Consider the following 16,211-nt stretch of genomic DNA (forward strand, 5'->3'; position numbering starts at 1 on the left):
TGGCGCCATGGATGGCGCCATCGAGCCCCCAGGGATGGGTTTACGGCGTGTCCTGCCCACCCACACCGCCCCGCCAAATCAAAGGAAAACCCAGAGCCGGCTGTTGCTGTTGCCGTTGCTTCGGCCGTTGCCTCTGCGGGTGCCGGGCGCCGCCCGGCCGATCCCCCTCAACCCGCCGGAGGGCAGTACGCCTTGATCGCCGCCTCGGCCAGGCCCTTCTGCGCGCTGCGCTGTTCCGGGGTAAGCGCGGTATCGGCCTTGCCATCGCCATCGGTGTCCTGCATCACCGGGCCGGTGCCTTCCAGCAGCGTCACGTTGGCGCGGGCGGTGCTGCATTGTTCCGGCACCGGCGCGGCGGCAGGCTCGGGGGCCGCGTCCGTCGCCGCTGTCCTGGCTTGGGCACGCGTCTCATACTTTGCCCCGGCCGGCGGCGTTTCCGAATACTGGGTCACGCCCTTGGCATCCTTCCACTTGTAGACAGGGCCGGCCAGCGCAGTGGTACTGGCCAACAGCAGCAGGCAACCCAGGCAGGACAGGGCACGCATGGCAAACTCCGCAGAATGGGCGTAGAACGCCGATTGCAGCATTGGCGCCGACCGCTGGCAAGTCGATTAAACTGGATTCCATGGACCCGATCACACCGCCGCCGCGCTCGCGCACGATTTACCTGCTGCCCAACCTGTTCACCACGGCTGGGCTGTTCTCTGGCTTCTACGCCATCATCGCTGCGGCCAACGGGGATTTCGTCAACGCCAGCATCGCCGTGTTCGTGGCGGCGGTGATGGACGGCCTCGATGGCCGTGTCGCGCGCCTGACCGGTACCAGCAGCGAGTTCGGCGTGCAGTACGACTCGCTGGCCGATCTGGTCAGCTTCGGCATGGCACCGGCCCTGGTGATGTATCACTGGTCCCTGTCGGAACTGAAATACGACGGTGAGCTGGTCGGTCGCCTGGGCTGGGCGGTGGCGTTCCTGTACGCCGCCTGCGCGGCGCTGCGCCTGGCGCGCTTCAATACCCAGGTGGCCGTTGTCGACAAGCGCTGGTTCGTTGGCCTGGCCAGCCCGGCTGCCGCCGGCCTGATGATGTCCTTCGTCTGGGCCTTTGCCGATGGCACGCTGGGCTGGAACGGCAACGAGCTGCGCTTCGTGGCGTTGGCGGTGACCCTGGTCGCCGCACTGTTGATGGTCAGCCGCATCCGCTTCTGGAGCTTCAAGGGCGGCGCGGCCAAGCAGGGCGCACGCTCGGACCGTGTTCCGTTCCTGGTGCTGGCTCTGGTGCCAATCGCCATCGCCATCGCGGTGATCGACCTGCCCCGCGTGCTGTTCGTCGTCGGCATCCTGTACGCCCTGTCAGGCCCGGTGATGTGGGGCGTGCAGCGCCTGCGCAAGAAGCCCGAGGCGGCGTGAGCCAGGACCTGCCCGTGTTGTGGTCCCCGGCCCAGCAGGCCTGGCTGCAGGCCATGGGCTACACCGTCTATCACGACGGCCAGTTGGCCGCCGAAATGGACGCGGCACTGCAGCTGAGCGTGGCTGAAGCCGCAGCATCGGCACCCGTGCCGGTCGAGGCGACGCGCGCGGCTCCACCTTCGATGCAGCACGCACCCAGCCAGCGCGGTGCGGCGCCGGAGCCTCGGCTCGAGCGCGCGCCACCACGCACTGCCGTGCCGGTGGTGGCGCCGGACACCGTACCGGCTGCGGCCCGTCCGCTGCCCACCGGCAACGCGCGCCAGCCGCTGGTGCGCCTGCCTGACCGCCTGCAGATCGCGCTGTTGCGTGCCTCGGGCTGCAATCCCAACGACCCCGCCACCCAGGCACTGATGGACAACTGGCCGCTGGAGCAACTGCGTCGCGACCCCGCAGCCAAGCGCGCGTTGTGGCCGCAGCTGCGCGCGCTGCGCAAGGGCGGAACCGCATGAGCGCGGTCAGCCAGCCCGGACCGGTGGCGTTGCGTGCGCTGCGCGAGAGCGATCTCAACGCGGTGATGGCCATCGAAGTGCGTGGCTACCCCTATCCCTGGACCCGCGGCATTTTCCTGGATTGCCTGCGTGCCGGTTACCCCGGCCTGGCCATGGAGCGCGATGGCCTGTTGATCGGCTATGGCGTGCTCAGCCTCGCTGCCGATGAAGCACATGTGCTGAACATCTGCATCGATCCGCTGGTGCAGTCGCGTGGGCTCGGCCGACAGTTGCTGCGTGCGCTGGTCCGCCTGGCCGGTGATCGAGGCGCGCAGCGGGTGTTCCTGGAAGTGCGTCCGTCCAACACCCCGGCCCTGGCGCTGTATCACAGCGAAGGCTTCAACGAGATCGGCCGGCGTCCCCGCTACTACCCTGCTGCGCAGGGGCGCGAAGATGCGCTGGTGATGGCGATCGAGCTGGTGGACGGCGAGCTGGAGACAATGCCGCCGCTGTAATCGGCGTCGCGTGGCCGCTGCGCTCGCCGGGCATGGCCCGGCGCTACCGATGCGTTGTTTACGCCAGCCGCAGCGCCAGCACGCCAGCCACGATCAGCGCGGCCGCCACCCAGCGTGCACGCGGTACCCGCTCGCGCAGCAGGAACACCGAGATCAGCAGCGCGAACAGGATCGACGATTCGCGCAGCGCCGACACCATTGCCACCGGCACCTGGGTCATCGCCCACAGCGCCATCGCATACGAGGCGGTGGTACCGATGCCGCCGGCCACGCCCAGCGGCCAGTGCCGGCGCGCATACGCCAGCAGCTTGCCGCGCTGCCGATGCAGCGCCCACAACGGCAACGGAATGCCCGACAGCAGGAACAGCCACAACGTGTAGCTCAGCGCATTGCCGGACAGTCGCGCGCCCTGCGCATCGACCAGGGTGTAGGTGGCGATCATCGCCGCCGTCAGCAACGGCAGCCGCAGCTGGCCGCCACGTGCGCCGCGGGCCATGCACAGGATGCCGCCACTCACCAGGAGGACACCGAGCCAGGCCGACGGCGGCAGGCGTTCGCCGAGCACGGCGCCGGCCAGCGCAACGAGGATGGGCGCGCAACCACGCATCATCGGATACGCCAGGCTCATGTCGACCTGTTGGTAGCAGCGTGCGACCAACGCGTAATACGTCACCTGCAGCAGCACCGAAGCGCCCAGCCACGGCCAGCTTTCCGCGGCGGGGAAGGGTAGCCACGGCAAGACGAGCGCAGACAACAGCGCAGCGCTGCCGGTGACGAGCACCGTGCCGAGGAACTTGTCCGGCCCGCGTTTGACGATCGCGTTCCAGCTGGCGTGCAGTGCGGCGGCGGCGAGGACCAGCAGGAAGATGGAAAGCGGCATCAAGCGATGATGCCACGCGTGGCAAAAGGAAACGCCGGGCATTGCCCGGCGTCGACCTCGAGAATGTGCCAACCAGGGTTGGTGCTTTGGCAGGTGCCAACCTGGGTTGGCACATCACAGCGGTGCGGACCAAGGTCCGCACCTACCCGGGCGGCGCTACAGCTTCGCGCGCTGTTCGCGCAGGCCGGCCAGCTGGTTGTTCCAGTCGACCAGGCGCACGCGTTCCTGCTCGATCACCGCCGGCGGAACCTTGTCGGAGAACTTGGCCAGCTTGGTCTCGCTCTTCTCCTGTTCGCCTTCCACGCGTTTGATCTCCTTGTCCAGGCGCGCGCGCTCGGCATCGAGATCAACCAGGCCTTCCAGCGGCACCAGCAGCTTCAGCTCACCGACGATCGCGGCGGCGGCCGGCGGCGCACTCTGTGCGTCGGCCAGCCACTGGATGCTGTCCAGCTTCAGCAGGAACGACAGCGAAGCGCTGAAGCGCTCGATGCGCTCGCGGTCCTGGCTCTGCCCGGCATGTTCCTGGCCGGCCAGCAGGCGCAGCGGCACCAGCTTGGACGGGGCAACGTTCAGTTCGCTGCGCACGCGGCGCACCGCACTGATCACCGCCTTCAACCATTCCACGTCGGCCTCGGCCTGGGTGAAGTCGCCCTCGAATTCGGCGGCGGTCGGGTACGGCCGCAGCGACAGCGTGGTTTCGGCCAGGCCCAGGCGCGGTGCCAGCTGCTGCCACAGCTGTTCGGTGATGAACGGGGTCAACGGGTGCAGCAGGCGCAGCAGCGCTTCCAGCACGTACAGCAGGGTGTGGCGGGTGCTGTCGGCGTCGGCGGCATCGGCGCCGTTCAATGCCGGCTTGCTCAGCTCCAGGAACCAATCGCAGAACGCGTTCCAGGCGAATTCGTACAGGCACTGCGCCAACAGGTCGAAGCGATAGGCGGCGAAATGACCCTGCGCTTCGGCGGTGGTAGCGGCCAGGCGCGAGAGGATCCAGCGCTCGGCATCGGTACGCGGCGTCGGCACGCCGGTGAACGCCGCACCTTCGGTGTTCATAAGAGTGAAGCGGCTGGCGTTCCACAGCTTGTTGCAGAAATTCTTGTAGCCCTCGGCGCGGTTCATGTCGAACTTGATGTCGCGGCCATGGGTGGCCAGCGCGGCGATGGTGAAACGCAGCGCATCGGCACCATGGGCGGCGATGCCGTCCGGGAACTCCTTGCGCGTGGCCTTCTCGATCTTCTCGACCATGCGCGGCTGCATCAGCCCGCCGGTGCGCTTGGCCACCAGATCATCGATGGTGATGCCGTCGATGATGTCCAGCGGGTCGAGCACGTTGCCCTTGCTCTTGGACATCTTCTGGCCCTGGCCGTCGCGGATCAGGCCGGTGAAGTAGACGTCCTTGAACGGGATCTTCCCGGTCAGGTTGTCGGTGGCCATGATCATGCGCGCCACCCAGAAGAAGATGATGTCGAAGCCGGTGATCAGCACCGACGACGGCAGGTAGCGGTCGAAACCGCGCTCGGCCATCGCCTGCTCGTTCGGCCAGCCCAGGGTGGAGAACGGCCACAGCTGCGAGGAGAACCAGGTCTCCAGCACGTCGCTTTCCTGGCTCAGCACGACGTCGCTGCCGAGATTGTTTTTCGCCCGCACCTCGTCTTCGCTGCGGCCGACGTAGCAGCTGCCGGTGGCGGCATCGAACCATGCGGGAATGCGGTGGCCCCACCACAGCTGGCGGCTGATGCACCAATCCTGGATGTTGGTCATCCAGTGGCGGTAGGTGTTGATCCAGTTCGGCGGCACGAAGGAGATGCTGCCCGGCTTTCCATCGGTACCTTCGACCAGCTCCAGGCCACGCTTGGCCAGTTCGTCCATCTTCACGAACCACTGGTCGGTCAGGTACGGCTCGATCACCTGGCCGGTACGGTCGCCGCGCGGCACCTGCAGCTTGTGTGCCTTGGTCTCGACCAGGATGCCCAGGTCTTCCAGTTCAGCCAGCACGGCCTTGCGCGCGTCGTAACGGTCCAGCCCCTGGAAACGTTCCGGCGCGTTGTCGTTGATCGCGGCCACCGGCGTGAACAGGTTGATCATCGGCAGGCTGTGGCGCACGCCCACCTGGTAATCGTTGAAGTCATGCGCCGGGGTGACCTTGACCACGCCGGTACCGAACGCACGGTCCACGTAGTCATCAGCGATCACCGGCACGCGGCGGCCGGTCAGCGGCAGCACCACGCTCTTGCCGATCAGGTGCAGGTAACGCTCGTCTTCCGGATGCACCATCACCGCGGTGTCGCCCAGCAGGGTTTCCGGGCGGGTGGTGGCGACCACCAGGTAATCGCGGGTTTCGCGCAGGGTCTCGACGCCGTCGGCATCGCGCTCGACGTGCTCGTAGCTCAGGCCTTCATCCAACTGGTAGGCGATCGACCACAGGAAACCCTCTTCCTCGGCGCTCTCCACTTCCAGGTCCGAGATCGCCGTCTTCAGCACCGGATCCCAGTTGACCAGGCGCTGGCCACGGTAGATCAGGCCCTGTTCGTGCCAGCGCACGAAGGCTTCGATCACCGCTTCGGACGGCTGCGGGTCCATGGTGAAGGTGCTGCGCGACCAGTCGGCCGAGGTGCCCAGGCGGCGCATCTGCCGTTCGATGATGTCACCGGACTGCTGCTTCCACTCCCACACCTTGCCGATGAAGCCCTCGCGGCCCAGCGAATCGCGGGTCTCGCCGTTGCCTTCCAGCGCAAGGTTGCGGCTGACCACCATCTCGGTGGCGATGCCGGCGTGGTCGGTACCGACCTGCCACAACGTGTCGTAGCCGCGCATGCGGTGGTAGCGCACCAGCGCATCCATCAGGGTCTGCTGGAAGGCATGGCCCATGTGCAGGGTGCCGGTCACGTTCGGCGGCGGCAGCAGGATGGTGTACGGCTCGCCCTTGCCGGACGGCTTGAAATGGCCGGCCTTCTCCCAGGCCTCGTAGAGGTCGGTCTCGAAGGACTTCGGGTCGTAGCTGGAGGCGAGTTGGGTCATGCGGGGGAACCAGTCATCAAGGCGGGAAGGGAGATCAGCGCGACCCGAGGGTGCGCCGGATCTTCTGGTCGGTGTGGTACTGGCTGACCGAATAGGCAGCCCAGATCGCGGCGGGCAGCCAGCCGATCAGGGTGATCTGCAGGATCAGGCAGACGATGCCGGCAAACGGCCGGCCGATGGTGAAAAAGGACAGCCAGGGAAGAATCAGGGCGATCAGCAGGCGCATCAAGGGGTCCTCGCAGGGCTTACATGTCGTGCTTGTTCAGGTCGTAGCCGGCGGTCTTGTACTGGCGCCAGCGCTCGCGCAGTGGTTCGCGCGCTTCCGGATCGGCCGGGACCACTTCCAGCACGCGCTCGCACTGGCCCAGCCAGGGTTCGTCGCGCAGGTTGATCACCAGCGGCCGCACGGGCGCCTCGCCGCCGGGCGGGGCGATCAGCACCAGGGCTTCTTCCTCGTCCACGTCCTCACCCACGATCTGGTGCGGAATGTAGGCATCGTCGTCGAACGACCAGAGAAGTTCGTCAAGTTCTTCGGCCTGGGCCTGGTCGCGGGCGAGGACCAGGGTGAACAACCCGGCGTCGTTGGCCTTGCGCGCCAGCTCGCAGACCAGGCGCAACGGCTCGGTCAGGAAACGGGGCTTGGCGATCAGGTAGAAGTCGGCGCGGGGCATGGCGGCATCCAGGTGAGGCAGGTGCCGGTCCATGCCGGGTGGCGGCTGGACCGGCGAGGCCCCGGCCGGCGGTTGCCGGCCAGGGTCAGGTACAGCGTCAGGCGCGGGCGACCTGGTCCAGCAACCACTGGCTCAGCAGGCCGACCGGACGGCCGGTGGCCATGCCACGCTTGCCTTCATCGCTGGCCACGCCGGCGATGTCCAGATGGGCCCAGCGCTGGCCTTCGGCGAAGCGCGACAGGAAGCAGCCGGCGGTGATGGCACCGGCCCAGCGGCCGCCGATGTTGTAGACGTCGGCGAAGCTGGAATCCAGCATCGGCTGGTACTCGTCCCACAGCGGCAGGCGCCAGGCGCGGTCGAAGACCTGCTCGCCAGCAGCCAGCAGCTCGTTGGCCAGGTCGTCGTGCTTGCTCATCAGGCCTGCGGTCTGGTGGCCGAGGGCGACCATGCAGGCACCGGTCAGGGTGGCCACATCGACCAGCGCCTGCGGTTCGAAGCGCTGCGCGTAGGTCAGTGCGTCGCACAGGATCAGGCGGCCTTCGGCGTCGGTGTTGCCCACTTCGATGGTCTTGCCCGACATCGAGGTGATGACGTCGGACGGACGGTAGGCATTGCCGTCGATGGCGTTTTCCACCGCCGGGACCACCACCACAAGATTCAACGGCAGCTTGGCCTTGACCGCAGCGACGAAGGTGCCGATGACGTTGGCGCCACCGCACATGTCGTACTTCATCTCTTCGATGCCGCCCTGGGTCTTCAGGTTGACGCCACCGGTATCGAAGGTGATGCCCTTGCCGACCAGCACGTAGGGCTTGGCGTCGCCGCCATTGCTCCACTTCAGCACGACCAGGCGCGGGCGGTTGGCCGAGCCACGGGCCACGGCCAGCAGCGAGCCCATGCCCAGCGCTTCCATCTGGGTCTCGTCGAGGATCTCGGCTTCGGCACCGTCATGCTCGCCGGCGAATTTCACGCCCACTTCAGCCAGATAGGCCGGGGTGCAGTAGTTCGGCGGCAGGTTGCCCAGCTCGCGGGCGAACTCGACACCGGCGGCGATGGCCTGGCCCTGGGCCAGGGCCTGCGCGTCATCACCGGCGATGGCCAGCTGGGCCAGGCCGGCATCGTCGGCCTTCTTCTTGCCCAGGGTGGCGGTGTAGCGGTAGGCAGCGTGGTCGGCGGCGATCACCGCCTGGCGGATCGCCCAGGCCGCGTCGCGGTCCTTCACTGCCACTTCGGACAGGGTGAACAGTGCGCTGCGGGCAGCGCCGGCCTTCAGCGCGCGCACGGCATCGCCGACCGCCTTCAGGTACTGCGGCACGCCGAAGCGGGCGGCATCGCCGAGGCCGACCACCAGCACGCGCGGGGCGGTGACGCCCGGCAGGTCGTGCAGCAGGGCGGTGGCGCCGGTCTTGCCGGACAGGTCGCCGCGCTGGGCCAGGGCGGCCAGGCGGCCACCGCTTGCAGCATCCAGTGCCTGCGCGGACGCAGTCAGGGTATGGTCGGCATAGGCGCCGACGACGATGCAGTCAACGGCGGCCGAAGCCGCAGCGAGGTGGTTCAGGGTGAATTCGAGAGCCATTGAGCAGATTCCATTGGCAAGTCCGTACAATCGCGGACCGTTTACGCCCAGACGCTAGACTGGGCGGCACCGCGAACGAACCTGAGAGTTTAAACCACCGCCCCATGTTGAAGCTCGACCGCTATCTATTGGGCGATTTCGTCCAGAGTTTCCTGGCTACCCTGATCGTCCTGCTGGTGGTCAGCGTGGGCGGCGTGCTGGTGGACATCCTCGGCAACATCGCCGACGGGCGGCTGCCGGCCAAGCTGCTGTTCTCGCAGCTGGGCCTGCAGTTCATCGTCTACATGCCGCTGATCCTGCCGCTGGCACTGATGCTGGGCCTGCTGCTGGCCATCGCCCGCCTCTACCGCGACTCGGAAATGGCGGTCATCACCGCCATCGGTGTCGGCCCCCGGCGCCTGCTCAAGCCCCTGCTGATGCTGGTGCTGCCGGTGATCGCGGTGGTCGGTGCCTGTTCGCTGTGGCTCGGCCCCTGGGCCGGGCGCACCGCCGAACAGATGGTCCAGGACGCCAACCGCAGCGTGCTGATGGCCGGCCTGGAGCCGGGCCGTTTCACCCCGCTGCCCAATGGCGGGGTGGTCTATGTCGCCTCGATCTCGCCCGATGGCAGCCAGCTGGGCCGGGTGTTCCTGCAGCGGCAGAAGGAGGATCGCCTTGAAGTGGTGTCCGCCGCCAGCGGCCGCATGTACTTCGAAGGCGCCCGCCAGCGTTTCCTCGAACTGGATGATGGCCACCAGCTGGAAGGGCCGGCGGCCGGCGCACTGGACTACCGCCTGGCGACCTTCGCCCGCAACGACGTGGCGCTGCCCGACGGCAGTGAGGCCCGCAAGAGTGATGACCCCGAACTGATGCCGACCACCGCGTTGTTCGGTGACAAGCGCCCCGAGGCCCAGGCACAGCTGCACCGCCGTCTGGCGCCGCCGCTGATCGCACTGGCCTTTGCCCTGCTGACCGTGCCGCTGGGACGCAGTTCGCCGCGCCAGCAGCGCTATGGGCGGATGATGCTGGCCCTGATGGCCTACATGGTCGGTACCAACCTGATGTTCATCGGCAGTGGCTGGATCGCCAATGGCCAGATTCCGCCGGCGCTTGGCCTGTGGTGGCTGACCCTGCCGCTGCTGGCACTGGCGATCTGGATGTACGCGCGTGACGGCCGCATGGCCCGCCCGAAGGGAGCCCGCGCATGATGCTGCGACCGATGCGTTTCGATCTGTACCTGGGCCGGGCAGTGCTGGGTACCGTGCTGCTGACCTGGGCGGTGCTGGTGGGCCTGGACGTGCTGATGGCCTTCTCCGGCGAGTTCAAGGACATCGGCAAGAACGGCTATTCGTTGGGCCATGCGGCCGCCTGGGTGCTGTACACCGTGCCGCGCCGGGCCTACACGATGTTCCCGACCGCGGCGGTGATCGGCGCGCTGATGGGCCTGGGCCAGCTGGCCGCGACCTCGGAGCTGACGGCGCTGCGCGCGCTGGGCCTGTCGCGCAAGCGCCTGAGCGTATCGGTGGCGATCGCCCTGTCGCTGCTGACCGGGCTGATGGTGATCAGCGCCGAGACCCTGGGGCCGTGGGGCCAGAACCGCGCCGATTCGCTGAAGATGAGTGCCAAGTGGGGCACCGACATGGCGGTGGCGCGTTACTCCGGCCTGTGGGCGCGCGAAGGTGACACGTTCCTCAATGCACAGAGTGGCGAAGAACAGCTGGTCGGCGACAAGGGCACCCGGCTGATTCTGCGTGACGTGCGCCTGTACAAGATCGACGAAGAGGGTCGGATCGGTACGCTGACCCATGCGGCCACCGCCGAGCATGACAAGGATGGCTGGGTGTTGACCGGCGTGCGCCGTGACACCTTCGGCGAGCGCTCGGCAACGCGCCAGGAAGCGGCCCGTGAGCCGTGGAATTCCAAGCTGGATGCCGGCGCCCTGGCCACCGGCATCGCCAAGCCGCGCAACCTCAGCGTGTCCGAGCTGAGCACCAGCATCGCCTACCGCGAGCGCAACGGGCTGGATGCACGCGATTACGAGGATGTGTACTGGAGCCGCTGGTTCTATCCGTTGAATGTGCTGGCGCTGTGCCTGGCGGCGGTGCCGTTCGCGTTCGGTTCGCTGCGCAGTGGCGGCATGGGCAAGCGCTTGTTCCTGGGCATCCTGTTCGCGCTGGCGTTCTGGCTGCTGCAGCTGTTCTTCGGCCGCATGGCCGGTGCGCTCAAGTTCGACTACCGCATTGCCTACGCGCTGCCGCCGATCGTGATGCTGGCCGTGTCCGGGTTGTTGTTCCGGCGCAAATCGGGCTGATTCCGGTAGCGCCGGGCCATGCCCGGCGAAGGTGTGCGATATCCCGCGCCCGCCGGGCATGGCCCGGCGCTGCCAGGACAGGTCAGCGCTTCGGCATCCGCAACAGCTGCGTGGCACTCGCGCGGTCGTGCCAGGTCAGCCGCTGGCGATCCACCAAGGCCCACCAGAAGCCCAATCCGCCCAGCAGCAACGACAGCGTGGCCACCGCGAAGCGCAGCCACAGCTGGCCGCGTCGCAACGGCGTGCCATCGCGTGATTCCAGCTTCAAGCGCCACGGGCGCATGCCCAGCGTCTGCCCACCGCGCCGCCAGCTGGCGGTGGCATACCACCCGGTCATGGCCCAGCACACCGCCCACAACAGCCATTGCCAGGCACTGAAAGGCGCGATGTTGTCGCGCTGCGCATGGCCGCTGAACGTATAGGCCAGGGTGAAGGCCGTGCCGGCCAGCATCCACAAGGCCAGCACCGGCAGCGCGTCATAGATCATCGCCAGCAGGCGCCACAGCAGCAGCGCGCGCGGGCGGGGCGTATCAGCGGCGACGTGGGCCGCATCGGTGGCGGGGCTCGACATGTGCCGAGCATACGCAATGCTGGCCGTGCCCGCAGTTGGCCTCGTATCCTGCGCGCATGGCCGTCACTTCCACCCCCGCCGAACGTCGTCAGCTGGTCCAGCAATTGCCCGAGCTGCGCGGCGAGGACAGCCAGCGCATCCAGCGTTTCCTCGATGCGATCTGGGCCGAGCACGGTCTGGCCCGCGCCACCCTGGACAGCTATCGCCGCGACCTTGAAGGCCTGGCGCGCTGGTGTGACGGGCGCGACGGTGGTCTGGCCGGTATTGAACGTGCCGGTCTGTTCGATTACCTGGCCTGGCGCACCCGCCACAACTGGTCACCGCGCAGCAACGCGCGGTTGCTGTCGGCGCTGCGTGCATTCTTCGCCGATGCCGTGCGGCGTGGCGAACGCAGCGAGGATCCCAGCGCACTGCTGGACCCGCCGAAGCTGCCACGGCTGCTGCCCAAGGCACTGGCAGAGAGCCAGATCGACGCGCTGCTGGCGGCACCGGATATCGACAGTCCGCTCGGCCTGCGCGACCGCGCCATGCTGGAGCTGATGTATGCCGCCGGGCTGCGGGTGAGCGAGCTGGTGCTGTTGCCCGCCACCGCGGTGAACCTGCGCCAGGGTGTGCTGCGGGTGACCGGCAAGGGCAGCAAGGAACGCCTGGTGCCGCTGGGCGAGGAGTCGCAGTACTGGCTGGAACGCTACCTGCAGCAGTCGCGACCGCAGCTGGTGGGGAAGGGCAAGGTGCAGGCGCTGGCCGACGGGCAGACGCCGCTGTTCATCGAACCGGCGCTGCATGGCTTGACCCGCCAGGCGTTCTGGCACCTGGTCAAGCGCTATGCGGCGGTGGCCGGTATTGACCCGGCGCGGATCAGTCCGCATGGCCTGCGGCACAGTTTCGCCACCCACCTGCTGAACCGTGGCGCCGACCTGCGCGCGCTGCAGATGCTGCTGGGCCACAGCTCGCTGTCCACCACGCAGATCTACACGCTGGTCGCACGCGAACACCTGCAGAAACTGCACGCCCGCCATCATCCACGCGGCTGAGCCCGCCGCTGAACCCCTGCCGGGCCTGTGCGCGGCATCGCGGACCGCTCAGGATGGCTGTGTCAGAATCCGGGGTCTTCTTTCTGCTGCGGACTGCTCCATGCTCCGATTCGCCATCGCCGCCGTGTTCGGCGCGCTCAGCCTGAGTGCCTGCGCCCAGCCCGCCCCGCCCGCCGCAAAGGCCCCCGCTGCAGCGGCAGCCAAGGCCGGCCCTGCCGCCACGGCCAATGCTCCGGCCGAGCAGGCCGTGCGCAAGGCGCTGACCGAGCTCAACCCCGGCTTCCAGGTGGACTACATCGGTGCCGCGCCCTTCCCGGGCTTCCGTGAAGTGGTGGTCTCCGGCCAGCTGCTGTACGTCTCCGACGACGGCCGCTACCTGTTCCAGTCGCAGCCCTACGACACCCGCGCCAAGAGCCCGGCCAACAGCGAAGGCCTGCTGGGCTATCGTCGCGACCTGCTGGCCAAGGCCAACCATGGCGACCGCATCGTGTTCGCCGCGCCGAACGCGAAGTACACCATCAGCGTGTTCACCGACATCGAATGCGGCTACTGCCGCAAGCTGCACCAGGACATCGCCGAGCTCAACCGCAACGGCATCACCGTCGAATACCTGGCCTTCCCGCGCATGGGGCTGGGCAGCAAGGATTACACCGACATGATCTCGGTCTGGTGCGCGGCCGATCGCCGCCAGGCGCTGACCAATGCCAAGCGTGGTGGCACGGTGGCAGCGAAGAACTGCACCAACCCGGTGGCGATGCAGTACGCCCTGGGCCAGCAGTTGGGCGTGAATGGCACGCCGGCGATCTTCGCGCCCGATGGCACCCAGCTCGGCGGCTACCTGCCGCCGGCGCAGCTGCGTGCCGCGCTGGAGAAGCTGTCGGCCAAGCGCTGATTGAAACGCCGCCGGGCATGGCCCCGCGCTACCGTGGATGGGCGGGTAGCGCCGGGCCATGCCCGGCGGATGCATCAGACAGAAAGCCGGGGACGCAGTGCGCCCCCGGCTTTTTTTTTACTTCAACCCATCACTGACCGCCTTGGTCAGCGTGCCCTGCGCATCGTCGCCGCTGAACTCCCAGACGAACGCACCGCCCAGTCCCTGGGTCTTCACGTAGCCCATCTTGCGGGTGATGTTGGCCGGGGTATCGAAGCTCCACAGTGTGCTGCCGTTGTAGATCCAGGTGGCACCGGCGGTGTTGTCGGTGTAGCTCGGCCACGCCAGGTTCTTCAGCACCTTCCAGTCTTCAATGCCAGCCTCGTAGGTACCCGGTGCCGCACCGGTGGCGCTCTGGTACAGGCCATTGTTGGCGTTGGTCACCCCGGTCCAGCCGCGCCCGTAGTAACCGATGCCCAGGTTGAGCTTGGCGGCGGGAACACCACGGCTGATGAAGGCCTCGATGGCGTCGTTGCTGTTGTACAGCTTCTGGTCGCCGGTGGACGGATCATTCGGCGAATCGAACAGCGCCGACTGGTGATTGGTCTTCGCATCCCACGCGCCGTGGAAGTCGTAGGTCATCACGTTGATGTAGTCCAGGTACGGGTGGTACGCGGCCGGATCGGTGACGCGGATCTTGTCGATGCCGGCGCCGACTGCCACCGTCAGCAGCAGGCCCGGGCGCACCGCATCGAGCTGGCGGCGGAATTCGGCCATCAGCGCGGTGAAGTTGGCGTTGTCCTCGGGCGTGCCGCAGGCGATACCGCAGGCCACCGGGTATTCCCAGTCGATGTCGATGCCATCGAACACCCCCAGCGCCGCACCGGGGCCACCGGCACCGTCGGTCACCGGCAGATTGCCCTTGATGTAGGCGTCGATGCACGAAGCGACGAAGGCCTGGCGGTTGGCCGGTTGCGCCGCGCTGGAGAAGCCGCGCGACCAGGTCCAGCCACCCAGCGAGATCAGCACCTTCATGCCCGGGTACTTGGCCTTGAGCTGCTTGAGCTGGTTCCAGTTGCCGCGCAGCGGCTGGTCCCAGGTATCGGCGCTGCCGCTCACGCTTTCGCCGGCACCGAAGGCCTTGGTGTAGTCGGCGAAGGCATCGCCACCGGCTCCGCTGTTCGGGTCCGACGCCTGGGTGATGCCTACTTCGCAGCGGTTGTTGCGCACGTTGCCGAAGGCGTAGTTGATGTGGGTCAGGCGCGCGGCCGAACCGCTGCTGTCGATGTTCTTGACCCTGTAGTTGCGGCCGTAGATGCCCCACTGGGTGAAGTAACCGATGACCCGCTTGCCGGTGGTGCCACCGTCGCCGGCCAGGGTGCTGGCGGTCACTGCCGTGCCCTGTGCCGACGCATTGCCGGCGTTGTCGCGGGCACGCACGCGGTAGCTGTAGCTGGTGGATGCAGCCAGGCCGCCATCGACATAGCTGGCGCTGGACGGCGAGCCGACCAGGCTGCCATTGCGGTACACGTCGTAGCCGGCCACGCCGCTGCCACCGGTGTTGTCGGTGGAGGGGCTCCAGCTCAGGGCGATGCTGTTGGCGGTGCGGGTGCCCACGGCCAAGCCACCGGGCACGCTGGGCGCGGTGGTATCGCCACTGGCTGCGTTGACGGTGATGGTGATGGTCGCGGTGCTGGCGGTGGCGTTGTTGTTGTCGGTGGCGACCGCGCGCAGGGTGTGGCTGCCGGCGCTGGCGTTGGCCCAGCTGGCGCTGTACGGCGCGCTGGTGTCGATGCCCAGCGAACTGCCATCGCGGAAGAACTCGACCTTGCTGACGCTGCCGTCCGCATCACTGGCGTTGGCGGTCACGTTGACCGTGCTGCCGGCGCTGAAGGTGGCGCCGTTGGCCGGCGAGGTCAGGCTGACCACCGGCGGCTGGTTGGCCCCGCCGCCGTCGCAGGCGCCGAGGTTGGTGTAGTAGGGCGCCCCGGCCGGATGGTCCGGCGGCGCATTCCAGATGTCCTGGTTCGCCCGGTAGAGGACCCCTCCTTTCTGCAGGGTGTCGCCACTGCGGTAGATCTTGGCCTGATCCCACTCGGCCACGCCGGCACAACTGGCGGCCTGGGCCAGGCCGGGCAGGGCGACCGCCCCGGCCAGGGCCAGCAACCAGGCCAGACGGCGCGGGCGACAGCGATGAAGGGAAGGGTGGGCACTGCGTACATCGGCACTCTGCACAAGCGGGTCGTACATGGTGTGTCTCCGATCGATGGTTGGCGCGCGGGCCAAGACGGCGCCGCACGTAACGCAGGGTCCGGACGTCGCCCGGGAAGGCGACGGAGGGGGCGGACGGAGGTACCTGGTGGGCCGGGGAGAGAGTCCGGCGCCAGGTGGGGACAACGTTGTCATCAATTGCGTGGTCAATCCGTGAGCGAGTGCATGGTTCGGGGATTTGGCGGAGAGCGGCGCTGGCGCGCGGTCGGCGGCCAGCGGCGGAGCCCCCTCGTGGCTGGGGTTTGGTCGTTTACAGCGGATTTCTGGGGGTGGGCCGGGCGGGTGGGCTGCGCAGGGGACGCCGTGAATACGTCCCTGTAGGCTCGGTCGCCGCATCCATGCGGCTCACGCCCCTGCGCAGCCCACCCGCCCGGCGCCCGACAGGTTCCTGTGGCGCCAGCCACGAAAGACGAACAAAAGATCAAAATCAAACGCCGATCGCTTCGCTCTTCAATGCCTGATTTCTGATGTTCCCTGGTTGCCGGCCAGCGGCCGGCATTACCGCAGAGCATCCACGCATGGCGTGGATCTACCTCAGATCGCGGAAATCTGTCGAAGGCGGGGTGGGTCCGGTTGCGGGGGCGTGAGCGCCATGGATGGCGCGACCGAGCTTACAGGGACGTA

At 67.7% G+C, this 16,211-nt stretch carries 15 protein-coding genes; 7 read left to right on the forward strand and 8 right to left on the reverse strand.

Annotated elements, in window-relative coordinates:
* Nucleotides 1-167 precede the first annotated feature (167 nt).
* Nucleotides 168-545, reverse strand: coding sequence for a DUF4124 domain-containing protein (locus tag AC3WTC_RS19795; RefSeq protein WP_025879366.1), 378 nt, complete (start codon nucleotides 543-545; stop codon nucleotides 168-170).
* Nucleotides 546-625: 80 nt separating this feature from the next.
* Between AC3WTC_RS19795 and pssA the strand changes: the two genes are divergently transcribed.
* From pssA to rimI, 3 genes are read left to right on the forward strand one after another with little or no spacing between them, the layout of a single operon-like run.
* Nucleotides 626-1,405 carry a CDP-diacylglycerol--serine O-phosphatidyltransferase gene (gene pssA / locus AC3WTC_RS19800; RefSeq protein ID WP_025879365.1) on the forward strand — a complete coding sequence of 260 codons (780 nt, stop codon included), beginning with the start codon at nucleotides 626-628 and terminating at the stop codon, nucleotides 1,403-1,405.
* The gene (locus tag AC3WTC_RS19805) at nucleotides 1,402-1,914 is read left to right on the forward strand and encodes a hypothetical protein (protein WP_492712359.1); all 513 of its coding nucleotides are present in this window, start codon (nucleotides 1,402-1,404) and stop codon (nucleotides 1,912-1,914) included. The genes pssA and AC3WTC_RS19805 overlap by 4 nt, the downstream gene beginning before the upstream one ends.
* The gene (gene rimI / locus AC3WTC_RS19810; protein WP_032952160.1) at nucleotides 1,911-2,408 is read left to right on the forward strand and encodes a ribosomal protein S18-alanine N-acetyltransferase; all 498 of its coding nucleotides are present in this window, start codon (nucleotides 1,911-1,913) and stop codon (nucleotides 2,406-2,408) included. Before AC3WTC_RS19805 ends, rimI begins: the two co-directional genes overlap by 4 nt.
* Before the next feature lie 58 nt (nucleotides 2,409-2,466).
* On the opposite strand, the gene AC3WTC_RS19815 is transcribed toward rimI, so the two are convergent.
* The 5 genes from AC3WTC_RS19815 to AC3WTC_RS19835 all read right to left on the reverse strand — a co-directional run bounded on the left by AC3WTC_RS19815 (nucleotide 2,467) and on the right by AC3WTC_RS19835 (nucleotide 8,550).
* Nucleotides 2,467-3,288, reverse strand: a complete 822-nt coding sequence (locus AC3WTC_RS19815) for an EamA family transporter (RefSeq protein ID WP_059065961.1) — start codon at nucleotides 3,286-3,288, stop codon at nucleotides 2,467-2,469.
* Between the two features lie 156 nt (nucleotides 3,289-3,444).
* Nucleotides 3,445-6,303, reverse strand: a complete 2,859-nt coding sequence (locus AC3WTC_RS19820; RefSeq protein ID WP_492712360.1) for a valine--tRNA ligase — start codon at nucleotides 6,301-6,303, stop codon at nucleotides 3,445-3,447.
* Between the two features lie 34 nt (nucleotides 6,304-6,337).
* The gene (locus AC3WTC_RS19825) at nucleotides 6,338-6,529 is read right to left on the reverse strand and encodes a YqaE/Pmp3 family membrane protein (RefSeq protein WP_025879360.1); all 192 of its coding nucleotides are present in this window, start codon (nucleotides 6,527-6,529) and stop codon (nucleotides 6,338-6,340) included.
* Between the two features lie 19 nt (nucleotides 6,530-6,548).
* Nucleotides 6,549-6,974 (reverse strand): DNA polymerase III subunit chi, encoded by a 426-nt coding sequence (locus AC3WTC_RS19830; RefSeq protein WP_025879359.1) that lies wholly within the window; start codon nucleotides 6,972-6,974, stop codon nucleotides 6,549-6,551.
* A 97-nt stretch (nucleotides 6,975-7,071) separates the two neighbouring features.
* Complete coding sequence (locus tag AC3WTC_RS19835) at nucleotides 7,072-8,550, reverse strand: leucyl aminopeptidase (RefSeq protein WP_099782768.1); 1,479 nt, start codon at nucleotides 8,548-8,550, stop codon at nucleotides 7,072-7,074.
* A gap of 104 nt (nucleotides 8,551-8,654) precedes the next feature.
* On the opposite strand from AC3WTC_RS19835, the gene lptF reads away from it, so the two are divergent.
* Nucleotides 8,655-9,737 (forward strand): LPS export ABC transporter permease LptF, encoded by a 1,083-nt coding sequence (lptF, locus tag AC3WTC_RS19840; protein WP_032977254.1) that lies wholly within the window; start codon nucleotides 8,655-8,657, stop codon nucleotides 9,735-9,737.
* A complete protein-coding gene (gene lptG / locus AC3WTC_RS19845) occupies nucleotides 9,734-10,840 on the forward strand; it encodes an LPS export ABC transporter permease LptG (protein WP_025879356.1) in 1,107 nt (368 codons plus the stop codon). Before lptF ends, lptG begins: the two co-directional genes overlap by 4 nt.
* Nucleotides 10,841-10,922: 82 nt before the next feature.
* Here lptG and AC3WTC_RS19850 read toward each other — a convergent pair whose 3' ends face one another.
* Complete coding sequence (locus tag AC3WTC_RS19850) at nucleotides 10,923-11,411, reverse strand: RDD family protein (RefSeq protein WP_025879355.1); 489 nt, start codon at nucleotides 11,409-11,411, stop codon at nucleotides 10,923-10,925.
* Between the two features lie 56 nt (nucleotides 11,412-11,467).
* Here AC3WTC_RS19850 and xerD point away from each other — a divergent pair, with 56 nt between their 5' ends.
* Together xerD and AC3WTC_RS19860 are read left to right on the forward strand one after the other, a co-directional pair.
* Nucleotides 11,468-12,445 carry a site-specific tyrosine recombinase XerD gene (xerD, locus tag AC3WTC_RS19855; RefSeq protein ID WP_025879354.1) on the forward strand — a complete coding sequence of 326 codons (978 nt, stop codon included), beginning with the start codon at nucleotides 11,468-11,470 and terminating at the stop codon, nucleotides 12,443-12,445.
* A 100-nt stretch (nucleotides 12,446-12,545) separates the two neighbouring features.
* Nucleotides 12,546-13,337, forward strand: a complete 792-nt coding sequence (locus AC3WTC_RS19860; protein WP_032977259.1) for a thioredoxin fold domain-containing protein — start codon at nucleotides 12,546-12,548, stop codon at nucleotides 13,335-13,337.
* A 117-nt stretch (nucleotides 13,338-13,454) separates the two neighbouring features.
* On the opposite strand, the gene AC3WTC_RS19865 is transcribed toward AC3WTC_RS19860, so the two are convergent.
* Nucleotides 13,455-15,566, reverse strand: coding sequence for a glycosyl hydrolase family 18 protein (locus tag AC3WTC_RS19865; RefSeq protein WP_154879304.1), 2,112 nt, complete (start codon nucleotides 15,564-15,566; stop codon nucleotides 13,455-13,457).
* Nucleotides 15,567-16,211 lie beyond the last annotated feature (645 nt).

Source organism: Stenotrophomonas sp. FW305-C-20-S1 (assembly GCF_058783335.1).